Consider the following 19,111-nt stretch of genomic DNA (forward strand, 5'->3'; position numbering starts at 1 on the left):
CCTAACTGAGTCGGCCGGCGGGTGATCGACCAATGCCGACGTTGGAGAGGACGGGGTTCTACGTCGGCAGTGCGACGATTGCCGACGGTGCCGGCGTCGAGCAGCCGGGCGGCAGCTTCCTGTAGCAGCGAACTCACACTCACGACCCACTTCGGCCGTTGGACGCCTCATCATGTAGACGGCAGCTTCCGAGGCGCAACGGTCATCCCTGCCTCCGCGGCTGCCGGTACGCTCTCGGCCTTTACCTACGGTCGCGGATCGCAAAGAGCGGGTCTCACGGCTTTGTCCGGTGGCGTGGGCGAGCCGGAAAATTGTCGAGAGATGGGCCACGCTGACGGTACCCGCATGAAGTCTGATGGAGGGGCGGAGGGTCACGAACCAGGAGCGCCTCTGCAGCGAACCTCCGCGGCACGCTTCGGGTCGGCCTTGGCCACGGCGCCGAAGCCGCGTCGGTGGCGCGCCAGGCCCCACCCATTCGACGGCACAGTCCGAGTAGCGTGCAGGTTCTCATCGCGGCCCTCCGACCCAATCCCGATGGTGCCAGGTCGCCGAGGTGTATCCTGATGAGACGCTTGCGGCTGTAGAACGTTGCAGCCCATGCGATGCCGTCGCACCACCTGCTTTTCGAGCGCACTCGGCCCGTTCAGGCGGACGGATGTTAACGTCCTCTTAACTCAATAATAGGCGGCAGTCTGACGGCCGAGTGCCGACAGATAGACGCGTACGTATGGTTCCGGCGCGATGCGTAACAGCTTTCAAATCTTATGGGACGATGGCGAGCGCGTCTTCTCTCGAGGGCGGCGCCCGGGCGAGGGCGACAACGTCCTGATTGCGCGGTCCGCCGCCGAACATTCACCACCCGCCAGCTTCGATCGCCTCGCGCACGAATTCGGATTGAAGGACGAACTCGATGGCGGGTGGGCAGTGCGGCCACTGGAGCTGGTGCGCGAAGGCGGCCGGACTCTGCTGGTGCTCGAGGATCCGGGCGGTGAACCGCTCGCGCAGTTGCTCGGCGCGCCCATGGGGGTGGCCAGTGTTTTGCACCTTGCCGTGGGCATCGCCGCGGCGCTCGGCAAGCTCCATCAGCGCGGCCTCGTCCATAAGGACCTCAAGCCGGCCCATATCCTGGTGAACTGCGCGGACGGCCAGGCGCGGCTCACCGGCTTCGGCCTCGCCTCGCGGCTGCCGCGCGAACGACAGGCGCCCGCGCCGCCCGAGACCATCGCCGGCACGCTCGCCTACATGGCGCCCGAGCAGACCGGCCGGATGAACCGCTCGATCGATTCGCGCAGCGACCTCTATTCGTTTGGCGTCACGCTCTATCAGATGCTCACCGGCGCGCTGCCGTTTACGGCCGCCGACCCCATGGAATGGGTGCACTGCCATATCGCCAGAAAGCCCGTGCCGCCCAGTGAGCGGTCGGAGACGGTCCCTGCTGCGGTCTCCCAGATCGTCATGAAGCTGCTCGCCAAGACGGCCGAGGCGCGCTACCAGACTGCGGCCGGCGTCGAGCGCGACCTGCAGCACTGCCTGGCCGATTGGGAGCGTCAGCACCGCATCGATGACTTCCCGCTGGGCGAACACGACACCCCCGACCGGCTGCTGATCCCCGAGAAACTGTACGGGCGGGCGCGCGAGGTCGAAACCCTGCTCGCGTCCTTCGACCGCGTCGTCAAAGGCGGCGCCCCGGAGTTGATACTGGTGTCCGGCTATTCCGGGATCGGCAAATCCGCGCTCGTCAATGAGCTGCACAAGGTGCTGGTGCCGTCGCGCGGGCTCTTCGCCTCGGGCAAGTTCGACCAGTACAAGCGCGACATTCCCTATTCGACGCTGGTGCAGGCGTTTCAGAGTCTCGTAAGGCCTCTTCTCGGCAAGAGCGACACGGAGCTGGCGATATGGCGCAACGCGTTTCTGGAGGCGCTGGACCCGAATGCGCGGCTCATGACCGACCTCATCCCCGAACTGAAGCTCATTATCGGTGACCCGCCGCCGGTCCCGGAGCTTGAGCCGCAGCGGGCGCAACGCCGTTTTCAGCTGGTGTTCCGGCGCTTCATCGGCGTCTTTGCCCGACCAGACCATCCGCTCGCGCTCTTTCTCGACGATCTGCAGTGGCTCGACGCGGCGACGCTCGACCTGCTCGAGGATCTACTGACCCGGTCGGATCTGCAACACCTGATGCTGATCGGCGCTTATCGGGACAATGAGGTCGATGCCCAGCATCCGCTGATGCGCAAGCTTGAAGCAATCAAAAACGCAGGCGCGAAGATCGACGAAATCGCACTGGCGCCGCTCGCCCGTGCGCACATAGAGCAGTTGATCGCGGATGCCCTTCACTGCGAACCTGACCGCGCCGCGCCGCTGGCGCAACTGGTGCATGAGAAGACCGCGGGCAACCCGTTCTTCGTGATTCAGTTTCTGCACGCACTTGCGGATGAGGATTTGCTCACTTTCGATTATGACGCGGCGTGCTGGTCCTGGAATCTCGATCGCATTTACGCCAAGGGTTACACCGACAATGTCGTCGACCTCATGGTTGGCAACGTGACCCGCCTGCCGGCCGACACGCAGCAGGCGTTGCAGCTACTGGCCTGCCTCGGCAACACCGCCGCGATCGCGATGCTTGCGATCGTTCTCGGGACTTCGGAGGAGCAGGTGCATGCGGCGCTGTGGCCGGCAGTCCGTCAGCAATTGGTCGAGCGCCTGGAGGGCTCCTACAAGTTTGTTCACGACCGGATTCAGGAAGCCGCCTATTCGCTGATCCCGAAAGCCTCGCGCGCCGCGGCGCATTTGCTGATCGGCCGGTTGCTGCTGACGCACACGCCGCCGGAACAGCGGGAGGAGGCGATCTTCGAGATCGTGGGTCAGCTCAACCGAGGCGCGGCCTTGATCACGTCGCGCGGCGAGCGGGAGCAACTGGCCGAGTTCAACCTGCTCGCCGCCCGGCGCGCCAAAAGGTCGACAGCCTATGCCTCGGCGCTCACCTATCTCAACACCGGTGCGGCGCTGTTGGCGGAGGATAGCTGGGAGCGCCGGCGCGATCTGACCTTTGCGCTGGAGCTGAACCGGGCCGAATGCGAATTTTTGACCGGCCAGTTGCCGGTCGCAGAGGAGCGATTGGCGGCGCTGTCCAATCGCGCCACGACAACGGTCGAACAAGCCAGCGTCGCGTGCTTGCACATCGACGTCTTCACGACCCTCGATCAGAGCGGCCGGGCGGCCGCCGTTGGTCTCAACTACCTCCGGCAGGTCGGTATCAATTGGTCACACCATCCGACGGACGAGGAAACACAACACGAATATGAGCTGATCTGGTCGCAACTTGGTAGCCGCCCGATTGAGGCGCTCCTCGACTTGCCCTTGATGAGCGACCCGGCATCGCTGGCCACCGTCGATGTATTAATCAAGTTCTGGGTGGCAGCCATGTTGACGGATGCAAACCTGGCTTCCCTGTCGATTTGCAAGGCGGTCAGTTTGAGCCTCGAGCGCGGCAACTGTGATGCTTCATGTTTCGCCTATGTCGTACTGGGCAGGATCGCGGGACCGCGTTTCAACGACGATAGAGCCGGATTTCAATTCGGTCAACTCGGCTACGAGCTCGTCGAACGACGCGAGCTCAGGCGCTTCGAGGCGAGCACGTATGTTTGCTTCGCGGGCTTCGTCCTGCGCTGGATGAAACACGTGCGGGCTTGCTTTGATCTACTGCGTCGCGCTTTCGAAGCAGCAAACCGGAACGGCGATCTCACATACGCGGCTTACGCAAGGAACCATCTGAACACGAACCTTCTGTTCGCTGGCGAGCCGCTATCTGAGGTGCAAGCCGAAGTCGAAGATGGCCTCGCCTTCGCCGAGAAGGCGCGGTTCGGCCTCGTCATTGACATCATCGCAGCGCAGCTCGCATTGATCCGGATGCTGCGCGGCTCGAAGTTGAAATTCGGCTGCTTTGATAACGAGCATTTCAATGAGCTTGAGTTCGAGCGCCATCTGGCGGCTAACGAGGCGCTGGCGCTTCCCGAATGCTGGTATTGGGTTCGAAAACTGCAGGCTCGCTTCTTTGCGGGCGACTATGCGACCGCCATGGCCGCCGCAGAGAAAGCGCAGGGGCTGCTCTGGACTTCATCCTCGTACTTCGAGGAAGTCGAATATCACTTTTACGCCGCGCTGACTCGAGCCGCCGCTAACGATTCCGCAGAAGCGGACGAACGACAGCAGCAACTCGCCGCCCTCGCCGCGCATCACACGCAACTGCTGCTTTGGGCGAAGAATTGTCCGGACAATTTCGAGAACCGCGCGGCACTGGTGGGCGCAGAGATCGCTCGCATCAAGGGCCGCGACGCCGATGCGATGCGTCTCTACGAAGAGGCGACTCGCTCCGCGCGAGCGAACGGTTTCGTAAACAACGAAGCGCTCGCCAATGAGCTTGCGTCCCGCTTCTACGCAACGAGAGGATTCGAGAGGTTCGCGGACGTTTGTCTGCGGGCCGCCCACTCCTGCTACCTGCGTTGGGGCGCCGACGGCAAAGTGCGGCAACTTGAGGAGATGCATCCGCGCCTTAGGACGGAAACCCTCGCGCCCGGCCCAACGAGCACGATCGCGACCCCAGTCGAACACCTCGACCTTGCGACCGTAACCAAGGTATCGCAGGCCGTCTCGGGTGACATCGTCCTGGAAAACCTGATCCATACGCTAATGCGCACGGCGATTGAGCAGGCGGGTGCCGAGCGCGGCCTGTTGATTTTGTCGGACGGCGGCGGACAGCGGATAGCAGCGCAAGCGTCGACCGGCGGCGAGACTGTCCTCGTGCAGCTGCGCGACGAGCCCGTGAGCGCGGCGTCACTGCCGGAGTCGGTCCTCTACTATGTCGTGCGCACCCGGGAGAGCGTCATTCTCGACGATGCCGTGGCCGAGCCCCCGTTTGCGACCGATCCTTACATCCGTCAGCATCGTGCCCGTTCGATTCTCTGCCTGCCCCTGATGAATCAGGCCAAGCTGACCGGCGCGCTCTACCTCGAAAACAGTCTGACTGTCCGCGTGTTCAGCCCGGCCCGGATCGCCGTGCTGAAGCTGGTGGCCTCGCAGGCCGCGATCTCGCTGGAGAATGCCCGTTTGTACCGCGACCTCGCGGAACGCGAAGCGAAGATCCGGCGCCTCGTCGACGCCAATATCATCGGCATCGTCGTCTGGAATGCCGGAGGTGACATTCTTGAGGCCAATGACGCATTTCTTCGCATCGTGGAATACGACCGCGAGGATCTCGCCTCAGGTCGCGTGCGCTGGACGGACTTGACACCGCCGGAATGGCGTGAAAGCACCGAACGAGCCCTGGCAGCGGTCGGGGAAACGGGGCGCGCCCAGCCTTACGAGAAGGAGTACATCAGGAAGGACGGCAGCCGCGTGCCCGTCATGATCGGTGGGGCCAGTATCGAAGCAGGTGGCAAGGAAGGTGTCTCGTTCGTGCTCGACCTGACCGAGCGCAAGCGCGCCGAGGAAGAAGCGCACGAAAGCGAACGGCGCTACCGCGAAGTGCAGACGGAGCTGGCGCACGCAAACCGCGTGGCCACAATGGGCCAGCTCACGGCCTCGATCGCCCATGAGGTCAACCAGCCGATCGCCGCGATGGTCACCAGCGCCCAGGCGGCGCTGCGCTGGCTCGCCGCCCAGCCTCCTGACATGGAGAAAGTCCGGCAGGGCCTCGGCCGTATCGTCAACGACGGCAATCGGGCGGGGGACGTAATCGGCCGGATTCGTGAGCTGATCAGGAAGGCGCCACCACGGAAGGAACGGATGGACCTCAACGAGGCGATCCGCGAGGTGATCGAGCTCACGCGTGGCGAAGCAATGAAGCGCGGCGCCTCGGTGCAGACGCAACTCGCGGGGGGCTTGCCGCATATCGAAGGCGACCGAGTGCAACTGCAACAAGTCCTCCTCAATCTGCTTATCAACGCGATCGAGGCGATGAGCGGGGTCAACGATGGCGCACGAGAATTGATAGTCACCACTGGGACAGCCGACGCTGGCTGCGTGCTCGTGGCAGTGCTCGATTCGGGGCCGGGCTTTGCCGCGGACAGAGCCGAACACGTTTTCGCCCCGTTCTACACCACGAAGTCCGCCGGTTTGGGGATGGGACTGTCAATCTGCCGTTCGATCATCGAAGCACACGGCGGCCGATTGTGGGCGAGCGCGAACGTGCCGCGCGGCGCTGTCTTTCAGTTCACCGTGCCGGTTTATCCAGAACTTTCATCGTGATTGCACGCAGCACGAGCACTTTTCTGGCGGTTGCGGTCCGCGAGCCGGCTGAGCCGGCGATGCGGCAGCTATGGTCGATCGGCCAGCGTCCGCTGTCTGGCTCGAAGCCGACGTTGCAATGTCCGCCGCGGCGCGCCTACGAGTGTCTCAAGATGGCCGCCTGCTGCCCGACGCGCGGCCGTAGCCGACCCGCTTCTGACATTCAACGTGACGCCGCCCCGACGGCAGCTTTGAAAAGGCGGATTCATTCGGTCGATCACGTCGGCGGTATCTCCCGCCAATGTGACAGTGCTATGAAAACTTCCACTATTGAATTTCCATCTGCCTTTGCGACAGCAGCGACCAATCTCCAATTGGCGGAGCACCGTCAATGCATCGGTTGCCGTGAGTACGCTGTTCGGCCCGGACTGTTTGACCAAGGCTGAACGCTTGCGAAAATTGGCAAAACCGCTCACTAACGAACCGCACGGTGCGGGCAGTGCCATAGGCGTTGACCACTGAATTGTGGTCAATCCAGCCCATCAAAACGCGACTTGGTCCAGTTCACTCTTTTCCCTGCACGAAATCGGGCGACGCATCCAATCCGCCTCCGCCATGGCGCGCCGTTCGAAGCCATCAATGTGCGCAATCGCACACTAACGCCCGGTTTCGTCTTCGGGCTTTGCGCCCGGAGCACTACTTTTAACGCACGCCGATTGACTGACAAAACCGGTGCGGAACACGCAGGCCTGAACGGCCCGCTGATTCCACCGCGTCGGACCGCATCCAGCCGCTACGACGAAAAGCCATCCGATCACGTGATGGCAGCCGTTGCACGTGGTGCAAATGGAGGTAAGTCATGAAGGGAATCCGTGCCGCATTCCTTGCCGCAGTCCTGATCGCCACGGTTGCATCGGAGTGTCATGGACAGTACACCACCGACTGGGTGGCGAACACTTTTGGAACCAACGCCATGCGCGTGGGTAACGTCGCGCGTTCCATGTGGGTAGCGCCCGAGGGCGTCATCTATACGGCTTCCATGTGGGACGAAAACGAAGGTGGTATTGCGATATACCAGAACCGTCAAAGCGTGGGGTCCATAGGGGCTCACGGTGAGTTTCAGGGTGGCGCTCTTACTGGGAATAGCACCTACATTTTCGCAGCGCTACAGTTCAATAAGGCCTACGGCAGCGGGGTCGTCGGCCGCTACAACCGCGCAACCCATGCCCGTGACCTGATGGTCACGGTCAGCGCGGACACGACCGAACGGCGGGCGGACGTGATCACCGGGCTCGCGACGTGGGGTCAATTTCTTTACGCGAGTGACTTCCCCGGAAACCGAGTCCGGATCTATACCACTGCGGGAACCTGGGTGCGAGACCTCGTCGTCACGGGTCCTGGTGCACTCGCTATCGATAGGCATGGCAATTTGTGGATCGCACAGGAGGCTGCTGGTACGTTGCTCCACCTAAGCCCCACCGGTACGATGCTGGGCACCATCGACCTTGGCACTGCGGCGCGTCCGTCAGCGCTCTACTTCGACCCCACGAACCAGCACCTCATGATCGGTGACGAAGGGCCGGACATGAACGTCAAGTCCTACGACGTGTCGGCTGCGCCTGTCCTGACAGGAACGTTCGGGGTCACGGGCGGATACCTTGACACTACGACGGGAACGAAGGGCCAGGTGGGACCGAAGCGGTTCACGCGCGTGACGGGCCTCGGCAGGGACGCCGCTGGCAACCTCTATGTACTGAATAACCCGTGGGGCGGGACTTGGGATCTCGGCCGGAATGGTGGCACGGACCTACACGTCTACGACTACGCAGGTAATTTCCGCTACGCGCTGCAGTCACTGAACTTCGAGGGGATCGCTGCGCCCGACCCGCTGACTGACGGCACGTACTTCTTCGGCGGAACCAACATCTACACTGGCACCGCCGGGGGAACCTTCGTAGCGAACACCGTCGACCCTCTTGCCTACCCGTCCGATCCACGTATCAACATGAGCGATCCGGGCCGCGGTGAGCACTTCGGTCAACTCGTTGCGGTCGGTGCAAACCGGATCCTTGTCGCAGCCGGTCAGAATCCGGACTTCGTCTACTTCTTCCACTTCAACGCTGCGAATGGCTACATCGCCATACCGGACGCCACGATTCCTGGTCCTTCGTTCAATACGACAGCAAGGATCAGGAATGGGTTCTGCCTTGACAGCAAGGGCGACGTCTGGGCCGGTTTGGACAAGACGAACGCCATCTGGCACTACCGGCTGACCGGCTTTGATGCCGACGCCAAGCCAACATGGGGAGCAGGAACTCCAACTCCCATTCCGAGTACTATTGCACCACTGACGCGAATCATCTACCTGCCGGAAAGCGACACCATGATTCTCGCGCAAGGCATTGTTGGAAGCACGGACTGGACGGCGATCGGAACGAGGGTCGAGGTGTATCACGGCTGGCTCGCAGGCAACACCTCCGCTCCTAATCGGGTGATCAACATCAACAGCGCCAATCCCAAGTCGATCACGGCAGTGGGCAACTACCTCTTCGTTGGATACGTGCACACCGTACCCAACATCGACGCCTTCAATCTCAACTCAGGTAGTCTGGACACCACGTTGATCAACAGCAGCCCAGATACCGTGTACGTCGGCAATGACGTGGATTCGATGTACGGGCTTCGATCGTATCGTCGGTTGACCGGGGAGTACGTGATTACGAAGGATAACTACAACGGCTCCAGCATCATTGTCTATCGTTGGACTCCCTGATCGCCCGGGCTCGCCGCGCCTCCGCTGCCTGCGTCGTACTGGCTGTCGCGTTGCCCGATTCTTCCAGACATGGTCAGGGGACGGTTAATTCCGGGCGGTAAGGGCCCTGTCGGCGGAAGGAGAGAAGCGCTGGTGCCGGCGAACTGTTCCGAAAACGATCAGCCCGGGTTGGTCTGTCGATGCAGATCGCGTTGCCTGTGATGCGACGCTGTTACTGACGCCGCTCATGCGACGTTCATTGTGTTGCATCGACCGGTTGAATCCGCCAATCGAACGGCCGTTGATGGCCGACCGCTGCCTGATGCATCTGATGCATCCCGACCCAAACCCGTCCTCTACGACGCCACCAACGAATGACCACTCGTCATCATTCAGGCGCGCAGTGGACGTCGAATTTGATGAGCTTCGTCGGACCGAATGTGTTGCTGATCGCAACGTCGGCGGCATCGCGGCCGCGCGCCATCAGCACACGACCGATACGCGGCACGTTGTTGCGCGGATCGAAGGTCTGCCAGGAGCCGCCCACATAGGCTTCGAACCATGCCGCGAAATCCATCGTGCTCCACGGCGGCGGCACACCGACGTCACTGATGTAGCCCGTGCAGTAGCGAGCCGGAATATTCATCGCGCGGCATAGCGCCACGGCCAGATGAGCGAAGTCGCGACACACGCCCTTGCGTTCCTGCCACGCCTGAAACGCGGTCTTGGTCGGCCGTGCAAATTCGTATCCGAACGTGACATGGCGATGCACGTAGTCGCAAATCGCCTGCACCCGGTGGCGGCCCGGAGGCGTATTGGAAAACAGTTTCCAGGCAATGTCGGACAGCAGATCGGTTTCGCAATAGCGGCTGCCGAGCAGGAACACCAGACATTCATCCGGAAGAGTTTCGACGGCATGCTGATAGTCGAACGGCTCGCGCGTCTCGGGTTGATCGGAGACGTTGAGCAGCGCGGTGGTGGAGAGCGAAATCAGCCCCTGCGGCGCGACGATGCGGCTGCACAGATTGCCGAAGCTATCGCGATACTGGGTGATCGCCACCGGCGGATCGACCACCAGCAGATCGGCAGACAGGACATCCTGCACGCGGGAAAAATGCGTGTTCAACATCAACATCATTGGCGTCGGCTGCGCGCACTCGTAGATCAGTTCATAGCCCACGCGAAGTTTCATCTGACCATCCTTCCATTGATAAAGTCGTAACGCGCTGAGCGCTCAGGCGTCTTCGGTCACGCTCACGTCGACCTCAAGACTGCGGAACGAATGCATCGCGCCGTGCCATGTGCCCCAGAGCGGCAGCGCCTGATCGTAATTCCACGCTACCGCCACACGAATCAGATGCCGGTTGCCGACGATGCTGTTGGTCGGATCGAAATCGACCCAGCCTGCACCGGGAAGATAGATCTGCAGCCATGCGTGGGTCGCGCCGCCGCCCAGGGTGGTGTCGTGGTCCGGCACGAAGATATAGCCGCTGACAAACCGGGCCGCGAGGCCAAGCGAGCGGACGGCATCCATCATCAGCACCGCGAAATCGCGGCAACTGCCGCTGCGCAGACGTAGCGTGTCGGCAGGACGATTGACGCCCTTCTCGACGCGCCGCACGTACATGAAGTTGTTCTTGATCTCGAGCGTCATGCTGCGCAACAACGTCATCGTGCCCGTCGTGCCGCCGGGGTCGATAAAGCGTCGCGCCCACAGGTCGACATCCTCGTTCGGAAACTGTCGGCTTCGCGCGTTCACCAGATCAGAGGCTTCCTCGCTCGTATACGCGAAGGGCCAGGTCGACGCATAGGCTTCCAGCGAATAGTCAGGCAGCGGCGCCTCGTAATGTTCGAGCGTCACCTCGCTTCTGAAGAGCAGCTCGGATGCTTCGACCGAAAACGTGGCGACTGCGACCGAGTTGTCGAAGACATCGTGCAACCAATACAGCCGTTCAGGTGTGGGCGTGATCAGCAACTGCGCGGTGAGAAGCCGCAGATCATGACTCGCACGCGGGCGGAACATCATGCGATGCTCGCCGAAGCGCACTGGCTCCCAGTAGTGGTAGACGCTCTGGTGCCGCACGGTTAGACGTTGCGGCGCGCTCATTGCGTTTCGCCGCGAACAAACTTGCTCACCATTTCGCCCCCAAAAGGAAAGCCCACCGCGACAGCACGAACCGGGGCGGCAATCGGTCACGACTCAGACACGCGCTGAAAACGATCAGCAATGAGAGGCAACAAGGTGCAGCCCGAATTGCAATGACGCTCTTTCTACCGGGCCGCTGCTACACCTTCGTCGAAAGTGCGCACAAGCAAAGTGAAACGACCGCGCGTCACATGCGCGTGTCGGTTACTTCTTCGTCACGCCGCTCGACACAGAAGTCTTCGGGGTAGACGTCTTGAACAGACCTGCTCCGGGAGATGGTAACTTTTTAGGTTGTTTGGGCTTCTTTGCCTCGCGATTACTACGCAGTTGACCTTTTGCCATTTCGCTCCCCATTTAGGCGCCCACGGAAGGGGCCGCTCTTCGACTCATTCTGGGCGCATTTTTAATTACTGTCGCGATCTATTTAAAAGACCCGATCACACACCTTAAGGGGTAAGTGCACAAGTTTGCTGATAGTGCGCAAGTTTGCTGATAGTGCGTGCTCTCTTCATGCACCCAGCCGCCGGTTTGCCGATTGTGATTGTTCTTGCTTTGTCGCGCCATGCGGCGCACTCTCGGATAGCCAACTTGAGTGCGCAAGCGGCTTTCATCGACTCGCCACTCGTGTCCGGCTCGCCAGTACCGGCGGGAATACGCGTTGAATCTCGCACGCGAATGAGCATTGCGACCTTGATGTGGCGCGTCGCCGTGCTCAAGCGTGCTTTCTGGCCTCAGGCCACTGCCTTGAAGTTGCACGCTCTTTTTGCAGGCGTCCAGATGCTGAAGCGAACCCCAATGAGCCCGATCATGTCGGGCAGACCGCAAGACTATGTGGCGACCCAGAAAGCTCGCGTCGAAGCCTTGCGGCAGGCGGAGTCCGACCGCGCCCAGAAGCGGCTCGACGATGATGCGCGCATCGATATCAACGCCGCGAAGTGGCGCTACGTCTCTTCGAGAGATTAGATGGCAAAAAGCAAGATCGTGCTCAGCTTCCCAAATCCCAGTCGCTCTTACGACACCTCTTAGGCATCGTGTATGTTTCTGGGGCTACGACAATTCTCGCGAGATCGCGTTTCTCGTCGATGGTCAAATGCTGACGAAGCTCAACCCCGGAATCCGTAGCGAGGAAACCGACCTGCTCGCGGCGTTCGATCGTAATCGCGACCGGATACTGGAACTGGCCAAAACGTGATATAAGGGTGGCCCGCAGATCAGGTACACGATCTCCTGAATCGAAGATCGGGCGCGATCACTTTTTAGTTGCGGGGATGCGAGGCGCGAGCAGGGTTCGAACACGCAGCCAATATTACTCGGCCCGAACGCCCCCATACGTTCAATATGAAGCAGGCAGCAGATCGCCCAGCGCCTGATACACCGCTTCACGAAAAAGCGCAACCGCTGAAGACTGGCCAAACTCCACGGTGCGATCGACAATCTTGCCTGTCGCCTGATCCGGGCCGAGCGACACTCGCGATGTCGTGGACAATACATAGGCGGTCGGCACCCTGGGGTAAAAAGCTCACCTGAGTAGCAGTCCCGCCACGCGGCCGCGACGTGGAAGCGGTGTTCGGAGCGACCTGGCTACATTTGCGGGAGCGCCACGAGCACGCTCACACGCACGAGACACCGGAACCAAACCACCGAGGTCGCCATGACGAGCACCATCAGCACGTTCATGACTTCCCGTGGGACGGGCAGGAACCACATACCCCCACATAAGCGTGAACCCGTAACACACAAGCATCGCCACCATCGTCATTGACTTCGCGTGATTTCAATGTCCGCAGCAGCGCGATTATCGGTCGCTCACTCTATCGCTTTGATCGACTCCTAAATGGCCGACTGTACTCGCTCACAGAGGCCGCCCCTAAGCCGCCGTTGAAGTTTTCAACGGCAGTTCTTCGGAACGTTCATTGAACTGGTGCTATCGGCCATAAGCTGACTCCCACATCTCGAGCATGAATGGCCGCTCGGCCCGCCGAATACGGACGTTCGCAATTCGGTGCAGCAGCAATGTCGGCGCTCTCCAACGTCGGTCCCAATGGGCACTTGGCCAGCACCGCGCGCAATTGCTGCTGTACTACACAGAGGATGGCCTGTCGGCGTCAACTTCGCCTGAATGATTTGCAGGCGTTTCGAGCCGTCGTATAGTTGGGCGGCTCCCGAAAGGCCGCCGAGGCGGTCAACATCTTGTGGCCGGCTCTGAGCCGCCCCATCGACAAGCTCGAGCAGGCAACCCGCGTGCGGCATTTCGAGCGAACTTTGTCTTCCGAACGATCAATGTCCGCTGGTTATCAATGGACGCGGGAAAGCCCGCAACTGGCCCAAAGCGCAGCAGCCACGTGGTTGCCTTGCTCCCGCGCCGGTAAGACTTGTGCTCAGGCCACGAAGCGGCACTGGGACGCGGGCGTGCGCGTGTCCATATTGCGTCCGCGGTTGAGGTGATCGTCGATCTCCGCCGCGCAGCCGAGCATGCGCGGATAAAGGAAGGTCGTGAACGCGGCAGTCTCCAGATCGGACTCGCTGAATTCACCGCGTCGCAGCGGCTGCCACAGCATCTTCAGCAGCAATGCGGCGATCACCGCATCGACATTGACGCAATAGACGTTGCGCGAGACGCCTGCCTCGAACAATGCTTGCACCAGCTCGCGGTAGTAAGCATGGAACACGTTGTATTCACCGCGCTTCCCGCTCAAGTCGGCGATGAACACTTCGCGCGGGTCGTGGTTGACCGGTCTGTCCTTGAACACCGGATGATTCACGCCCGGAAGCTTCGCGATGTCGAGGCTGCCCGCATGCTTCTGCCGCGCCTTGTACTGCGCGTATCGCTCGACGGAGCGCTCGGCGAGCGAGCGCAGGTCCACGCCGTGGCCGGGCTTCGACGGATCGTCCAGCGCGGTTTCCTTGAAAGCATCAATCAGGAACGCGATGCCCTCGTACCCGTTCCCGCCGTGCGTGTAGCCGGTATGCGAGAGAAAGCCGACAAGCGCCTTGTTGAGCTGCACGCGCTCGGGGCCTTCCGGACCGTCGGCGGATACCGCGCCCTTCGCGCCCTGCGCCGAGATCGCACCCGGACCGTTGGTGAGCAGCAGGCCGACGAGCGTTTTGAAGGCGAACAGGTCGTCGGGGCCGGGCTTCAGGTTGAGCAGCGCGGCGAAGCCGATTTCGGTGAGACTGCGCTCGTTCAGCAATTCGTCGGTGGAGAAGCCGCAGAAACCGTCCGGGCCATGCCGCGACGCATCGGCCGATGCACCGATGAGCGTCCCAAATAGCATGCTCCACCAGGGCAGGCTTTCGGCGGTCACGCGCGAGATACGCTTGCGCATGAGCGGGCCCCACGCCAGCGTCGTCGTGATCGCGGCCAGCACCGCGTCGCCAGTCGGGTGAGCGGGCTGCGACGTCAGCCAGCGGACGAACGCCGATTTCGCGCCGCGCGCGGCGAGTCCCGCGAGCATTGCTTCGGCGAGCGGATCGTGAGAGTCGGCGAAGAACTGTTCACAGCCGCTTGCGTCGATGCGTGCGACGTCGAAGGTTTCATTCAGCGCGTCGGCAAGACCAGCGGCCGCAAAACGATCGATCAGCCACTTGGTGACGTCCCGCGCCGCGCGCTGACGTTTCGGCCCGACGATCGACGCCGCAGCCGCGAGAATTGCATTCGGGGCGTTGTCCGCTTCGCGTGCTGCCTGCGCCGCCGCGAGTTCCGGCCTGCCGTGCAGATTGACGAATGCGGCGATCGCCACATCGATGAGTTTTTCGTCATTCTCCCCGCCGAATTCGTGCAGCAGGGCAAGGCCGACGTTCGCTTCGAGCGAACGTGTCGCGGCCTCCAGCATCGACGCGCCGTGCAGGCTGCTCACTTGCGTCTTCGCGTCCATCTGCGACGCGCCCGATGCGTCCTTGAGCGTCTGGCGCGGAGCGATCACACCGATCTGTCGATTGACCTGATGGACCTGCTCGTTATACGGCGCAACAGCTTCCACGACCGGAATCGCGAGGCCGTCCGGCAGCGCGATGCCCTGATCGGAGCCGAACCACGGCTTGAGTGCGAGACTGCCCTCCGACTCGAAATCAGGCATCGTCGCGTTGGCGCGCATCACGGCGCTCAGCGCGGCCGGGATGTGCGCGATGTTCGTCACCACGGCACCCTTCGTCGAGCAGCATGGATCATCCGGCGTGAAGAGGCGCTCGACGCCGAACTTCTGCATGAACCAGCGTTCCTTGGCTTGCGCATCGTCGTTGCCGCCGGCCATCGCGCCGGCGTGGCCGACTGCCCGCGTGAGGCGGCTCTTCCACCGTCCCACCACGCACGCGACGACCGGCTTCGTGAAGACCGCATCGGCCTCGTAGTAGCCACCCGGTTCGCAGTAAAGCACCGCAGCCTTGCTGCGTGCATCGTTGGCGAGCGCGAACGCGAATTCCGGCGCGGCATAGTGGATATAGACGTCCTTGCCGCTCGAGATGACCGTCGACGTGCCCCAGCCACCCATGCGCAGGTATTGCGCAATCGTCGTGCTGAAGCCACCGGAGTTGGAGAAGATCGCGATCGAGCCCTTGCGCAACGAATCGTCGGGATTGTCGCCGCCGAGCGCTCCGCCGATCCTCACGCGATTCCACGAATCGGCGACGCCGAGGCCGTTCGCGCCGAAGATGTCGATGCCCGCCTGCTGGCCCATCGCGCGGATTTCGCGGGCGTCGTGGACTGCGATCTTCTCGGTGACGATGAAAATCTTCCGCAACTCGGGATTCACACGAATCAGTTCAGCGACGCCGTCGCGGGCCGCGGACGGCGGCAGATAGACGACGCCGCAGTTGAACCGGTGTCCCGCCTCCAGCCCCTCACGAACGTTGTTGTACACGGGTATATCGCCGGCCGGCGTCGCGAGCACTTGCCCGCCCTTGCCCGGCGCCGTGCCGAATACGACGTTACCGCCCGAGAATGCGTGACTCACGGGCGTCACGTCCGACGACTCACCGCCCAGGATGTTGAGCACGCACACGCGATCCTCGCGCGTGGCGATCTGTGCGAGTGAGTTGACGCCAACGAAATACTTGAACGTATTGCTGCCTTGCTTGTACATGTCGATCTCCTCAGGCACGAGCCGTTCCGGTTTGCCTCGGTGACGCGCCAATCCTTGCTTCGATCTGGGTGCGGCCGCCGGCGCGCATCCAGGCATCCGCCTGGCGTGCGTACTGAATCACTTCGCTGATGTCAGAGTCGAAGCCGAACAGCCGATAAGGCAGGCCCAGCGAGTCGCAGGTGTCCCTCAGCGCCGACATGCCGCGCACGAGGTTCGGACCTCCACGGCCCAGCACGACATAGAGCGGCGTCGGGCCGTGCTCGCTGAAGTGCTCGCGCAGGGCGTCGGCCATGGCGCGCAGCGTCTCGTAGATGTCCGTGTTATTGGACTTGCCGCCAATGATGAAGAGTACGTTCGCCTGTCCGAGCCAGTGCCTGAAACAGATTCGCGCCACTTCCTTCATCTTCGCGTAAGGCGGATTGCCGCCGAAGTCCGACGAGATGATCGCGGCGTCGCCCAGCATTTCGGTGACGAGCGAGTTGGCGCCGCCGCCGAAGGTCGGGGCGAGGATCGTCCCCTTCTCGTTGATGACATACACGTCGCTCTGGCCCTGATGGGTGCGAAGCTGGTTGATTTCCTGCTCAAAATCCGAGTAATCGGCGGCAAACAGATGAGGCGGCAGGCCAAGACGCGCCCACCGCGGATCGTCGCGATCGAAGCCGCACTTGAAGTCGCACGCAACCGGCGTAAGGCGACCGCTCCTGTCCTCGCGCATGCGGATCGGGTTCAACTCGAGCGTCGTCATGCCGAAGTCGTGAAAGAGTTCCCAGAGTTTCGGCAACTGCTGCACGAGCGGCGAGATGATCTCCTTCGGCGCGCCGATCTCGCTCAGTGCATTCGCTACGACGAACGCCTTCAGCCCGGTCAGCGCGTCGAACGGCACCATCGCCACCTGCTTCGGGTCGACTTCCTCGATGTCCATGCCGCCCACGTGCGAAAGCGTCATCGTCGGCGCACGAAAGCGGGTGGAATCCGTGATCGAGAAGTAGACTTCGTGCGTGGCCGGCACACCGGCTTCAAACGTCACGCCATTCGCCTTCGCCTTGATGTGGCCGACGGTATGCTCGGCGAAGTAGAGCCGCTCCTTTTCCGCGAGCGCGGTCTTCAGGTCGGTCGCGCGGCCAAGCAAACCTGCCTTGCCCTTCTTGCCGACTCCGCCCTTGAAGACGGGCTTAATGAAGATCTGGCGATGACGGTCGATCAGCGCCTTGACTTCTTCTTCGCTGGCGCTCGGACCCAGGATTTCGCTGGCCGGAAATCCGACGAATTGCAGCAGGCGCGCGCCGTGCAACATACCGGTGATTTGCATGGAAATGTCTCCTGAAGTTTAAGCAATGCATTTCGCTTGCTTACAAAACAGCACGTTGCGGGCGGACAGCGGTGAACTCAGTCGTGAGATGCCGGTTCGCCGGGACGCGGCGATCCGCGAGCAAGGGTTGTTGGAACCGAATCTTTGGGAGCGGGGCGCATATGCATTTTCATCCCGCCGCTCTGCGGGCCAGGCGACGAGACGCGTGCCTTGCGCGACTCGTCAAGCGACGGTCGCCGATCGCTCCGCTGCACCGCCTCGTCGATAGAGCACAAGCGTCGCGACGAGGCTGCATACGGCTGCGAAACTCAACCAATAACCGGGCGCCGCCTTGTCGCCGGTCACTTGAATGAGATAGGTCGACACGGCGGGAGTAAATCCGCCAAAGACGGCGGTTGCAAGGCTGAAAGCGAGCGAGAAACCAGCGACGCGAACGTTGACCGGCATGACTTCAGTCAGAGCCGCGACCATTGCGCCGTTATACATCCCGAAAAAGAACGACAACCACAGAAGCACCGCGAGCATTCGGCCAAAGCTTGGCGCGGCCGCCAACCAGGAAAGAGCGGGGTATGACGAGCATATGGCAAGCAGTGTGATCGCGATCAGGATCGGCCGGCGCCCAATACGATCCGACAGCGCACCGCCGATCGGCAGCCAGATAAAGTTGGATATGCCAACACAAATAGTGACCAGCAGGCTGTCCGCCGTCGTGAGCTTCAACACCGCCTTGCCGAAAGTCGGGGTGTACACGGTGATCAGGTAGAACGTGGTGGTCGTCATCGCGACGAGCAGCATGCCTGCAAAGACGGTGCGCCAGTTCGCCAGCATCGTTCGAAACACCTCGCCGACGCGCGGATGATGGCGCTGCTTCTTGAACTCCTCCGTCTCCTGCAATGAGCGCCGCAGGACGAAAATGAACGGCACGATCGCACAGCCGATAAAGAACGGAATACGCCAACCCCACGCGCCGATCTCGTGTGCCGTCATCCAGCTATTCAGCAAGTAGCCGAGCGCTGCTGCGACCACGATGGCGACCTGCTGGCTCGCCGATTGCCAGCTCGTATAAAAGCCCTTGCGGCCAGGGGACGCCATTTCAGCAAGGTACACCGAGACGCCGCCGAGTTCGGCGCCGGCCGAAAAGCCCTGCAGAAGTCGTCCCGCCAGAACCAGTGCAGGCGCGAGCATCCCGATCGTCGCATACCCCGGCACGCATGCAATGAGGATCGTGCCGCTCGCCATGATCGACAACGTCACGATGAGGCCCTTGCGGCGGCCGACTTCGTCGATGTACGCCCCAAGCACAATGGCGCCGAGTGGGCGCATCAGGAACCCCGCCCCAAAGGCCGAAAACGTCAACATCAGCGATGCGAACTCGCTGCTGGACGGGAAGAACACCCTCGCGATCTGCGTAGCGTAAAAGCCGAAAAGAAAAAAGTCGAACTGTTCCAGGAAGTTGCCGCTGGTGACGCGCAGGACTGCGCTGAACTTTGATGTGCGAGCGCCAAGCGGGTCTTGCACCGCCAACGATGAGGGATTCATGATTTGTCTCCATGGATGTATTTTTATGGCATGACGGCCGGTCGACAGCGTTCGACCGGTTTGCG

The 19,111-nt window shown here is 61.8% G+C and carries 9 protein-coding genes and 3 pseudogenes; 6 read left to right on the plus strand and 6 right to left on the minus strand.

The window, feature by feature from the left end; all coding sequences use genetic code 11:
• Window positions 1-741 precede the first annotated feature (741 nt).
• Together HDG32_RS05045 and HDG32_RS05050 are read left to right on the plus strand one after the other, a co-directional pair.
• The gene (locus HDG32_RS05045) at window positions 742-6,243 is read left to right on the plus strand and encodes an AAA family ATPase (RefSeq protein WP_184063927.1); all 5,502 of its coding nucleotides are present in this window, start codon (window positions 742-744) and stop codon (window positions 6,241-6,243) included.
• Between the two features lie 838 nt (window positions 6,244-7,081).
• Window positions 7,082-8,995: an SMP-30/gluconolaconase/LRE-like region family protein gene (locus HDG32_RS05050; RefSeq protein WP_184063930.1), complete on the plus strand. Its 1,914-nt coding sequence runs from the start codon at window positions 7,082-7,084 to the stop codon at window positions 8,993-8,995.
• 367 nt (window positions 8,996-9,362) lie between these two features.
• On the opposite strand, the gene HDG32_RS05055 is transcribed toward HDG32_RS05050, so the two are convergent.
• Both HDG32_RS05055 and HDG32_RS05060 read right to left on the minus strand, forming a co-directional pair.
• Window positions 9,363-10,166 carry a transglutaminase family protein gene (locus HDG32_RS05055; protein WP_090812139.1) on the minus strand — a complete coding sequence of 268 codons (804 nt, stop codon included), beginning with the start codon at window positions 10,164-10,166 and terminating at the stop codon, window positions 9,363-9,365.
• Between the two features lie 42 nt (window positions 10,167-10,208).
• Window positions 10,209-11,081 carry a transglutaminase family protein gene (locus HDG32_RS05060; protein WP_184063933.1) on the minus strand — a complete coding sequence of 291 codons (873 nt, stop codon included), beginning with the start codon at window positions 11,079-11,081 and terminating at the stop codon, window positions 10,209-10,211.
• Window positions 11,082-11,795: 714 nt separating this feature from the next.
• On the opposite strand from HDG32_RS05060, the gene HDG32_RS05065 reads away from it, so the two are divergent.
• Together HDG32_RS05065 and HDG32_RS05070 are read left to right on the plus strand one after the other, a co-directional pair.
• Entirely contained in the window at window positions 11,796-12,083 is a 288-nt protein-coding gene (locus tag HDG32_RS05065; RefSeq protein ID WP_184050798.1) for a hypothetical protein, read from the plus strand.
• Window positions 12,084-12,312: pseudogene (locus HDG32_RS05070) on the plus strand (DUF1488 domain-containing protein).
• A gap of 141 nt (window positions 12,313-12,453) precedes the next feature.
• On the opposite strand, the gene HDG32_RS36175 reads toward HDG32_RS05070, so the two are convergent.
• Window positions 12,454-12,588, minus strand: coding sequence for a hypothetical protein (locus tag HDG32_RS36175; RefSeq protein ID WP_260335711.1), 135 nt, complete (start codon window positions 12,586-12,588; stop codon window positions 12,454-12,456).
• Between the two features lie 110 nt (window positions 12,589-12,698).
• Between HDG32_RS36175 and HDG32_RS05075 the strand changes: the two are divergent.
• Together HDG32_RS05075 and HDG32_RS36180 are read left to right on the plus strand one after the other, a co-directional pair.
• A pseudogene (locus tag HDG32_RS05075) lies at window positions 12,699-12,882 on the plus strand (EamA family transporter); the annotation flags it as partial.
• A gap of 279 nt (window positions 12,883-13,161) precedes the next feature.
• Window positions 13,162-13,442: pseudogene (locus tag HDG32_RS36180) on the plus strand (LysR family transcriptional regulator); the annotation flags it as partial.
• 56 nt (window positions 13,443-13,498) lie between these two features.
• On the opposite strand, the gene HDG32_RS05080 reads toward HDG32_RS36180, so the two are convergent.
• The 3 genes from HDG32_RS05080 to HDG32_RS05090 form a co-directional block, all read right to left on the minus strand.
• A complete protein-coding gene (locus HDG32_RS05080; protein ID WP_184063936.1) occupies window positions 13,499-16,198 on the minus strand; it encodes a CoA-binding protein in 2,700 nt (899 codons plus the stop codon).
• A 10-nt stretch (window positions 16,199-16,208) separates the two neighbouring features.
• A complete protein-coding gene (locus HDG32_RS05085) occupies window positions 16,209-17,507 on the minus strand; it encodes an ATP-grasp domain-containing protein (protein WP_184063939.1) in 1,299 nt (432 codons plus the stop codon).
• 222 nt (window positions 17,508-17,729) lie between these two features.
• A complete protein-coding gene (locus tag HDG32_RS05090) occupies window positions 17,730-19,046 on the minus strand; it encodes an MFS transporter (RefSeq protein ID WP_120294168.1) in 1,317 nt (438 codons plus the stop codon).
• Window positions 19,047-19,111 lie beyond the last annotated feature (65 nt).

Source organism: Paraburkholderia sp. CI2, from assembly GCF_014201055.1.
Classification (GTDB): Bacteria; Pseudomonadota; Gammaproteobacteria; order Burkholderiales; family Burkholderiaceae; genus Paraburkholderia; species Paraburkholderia tuberum.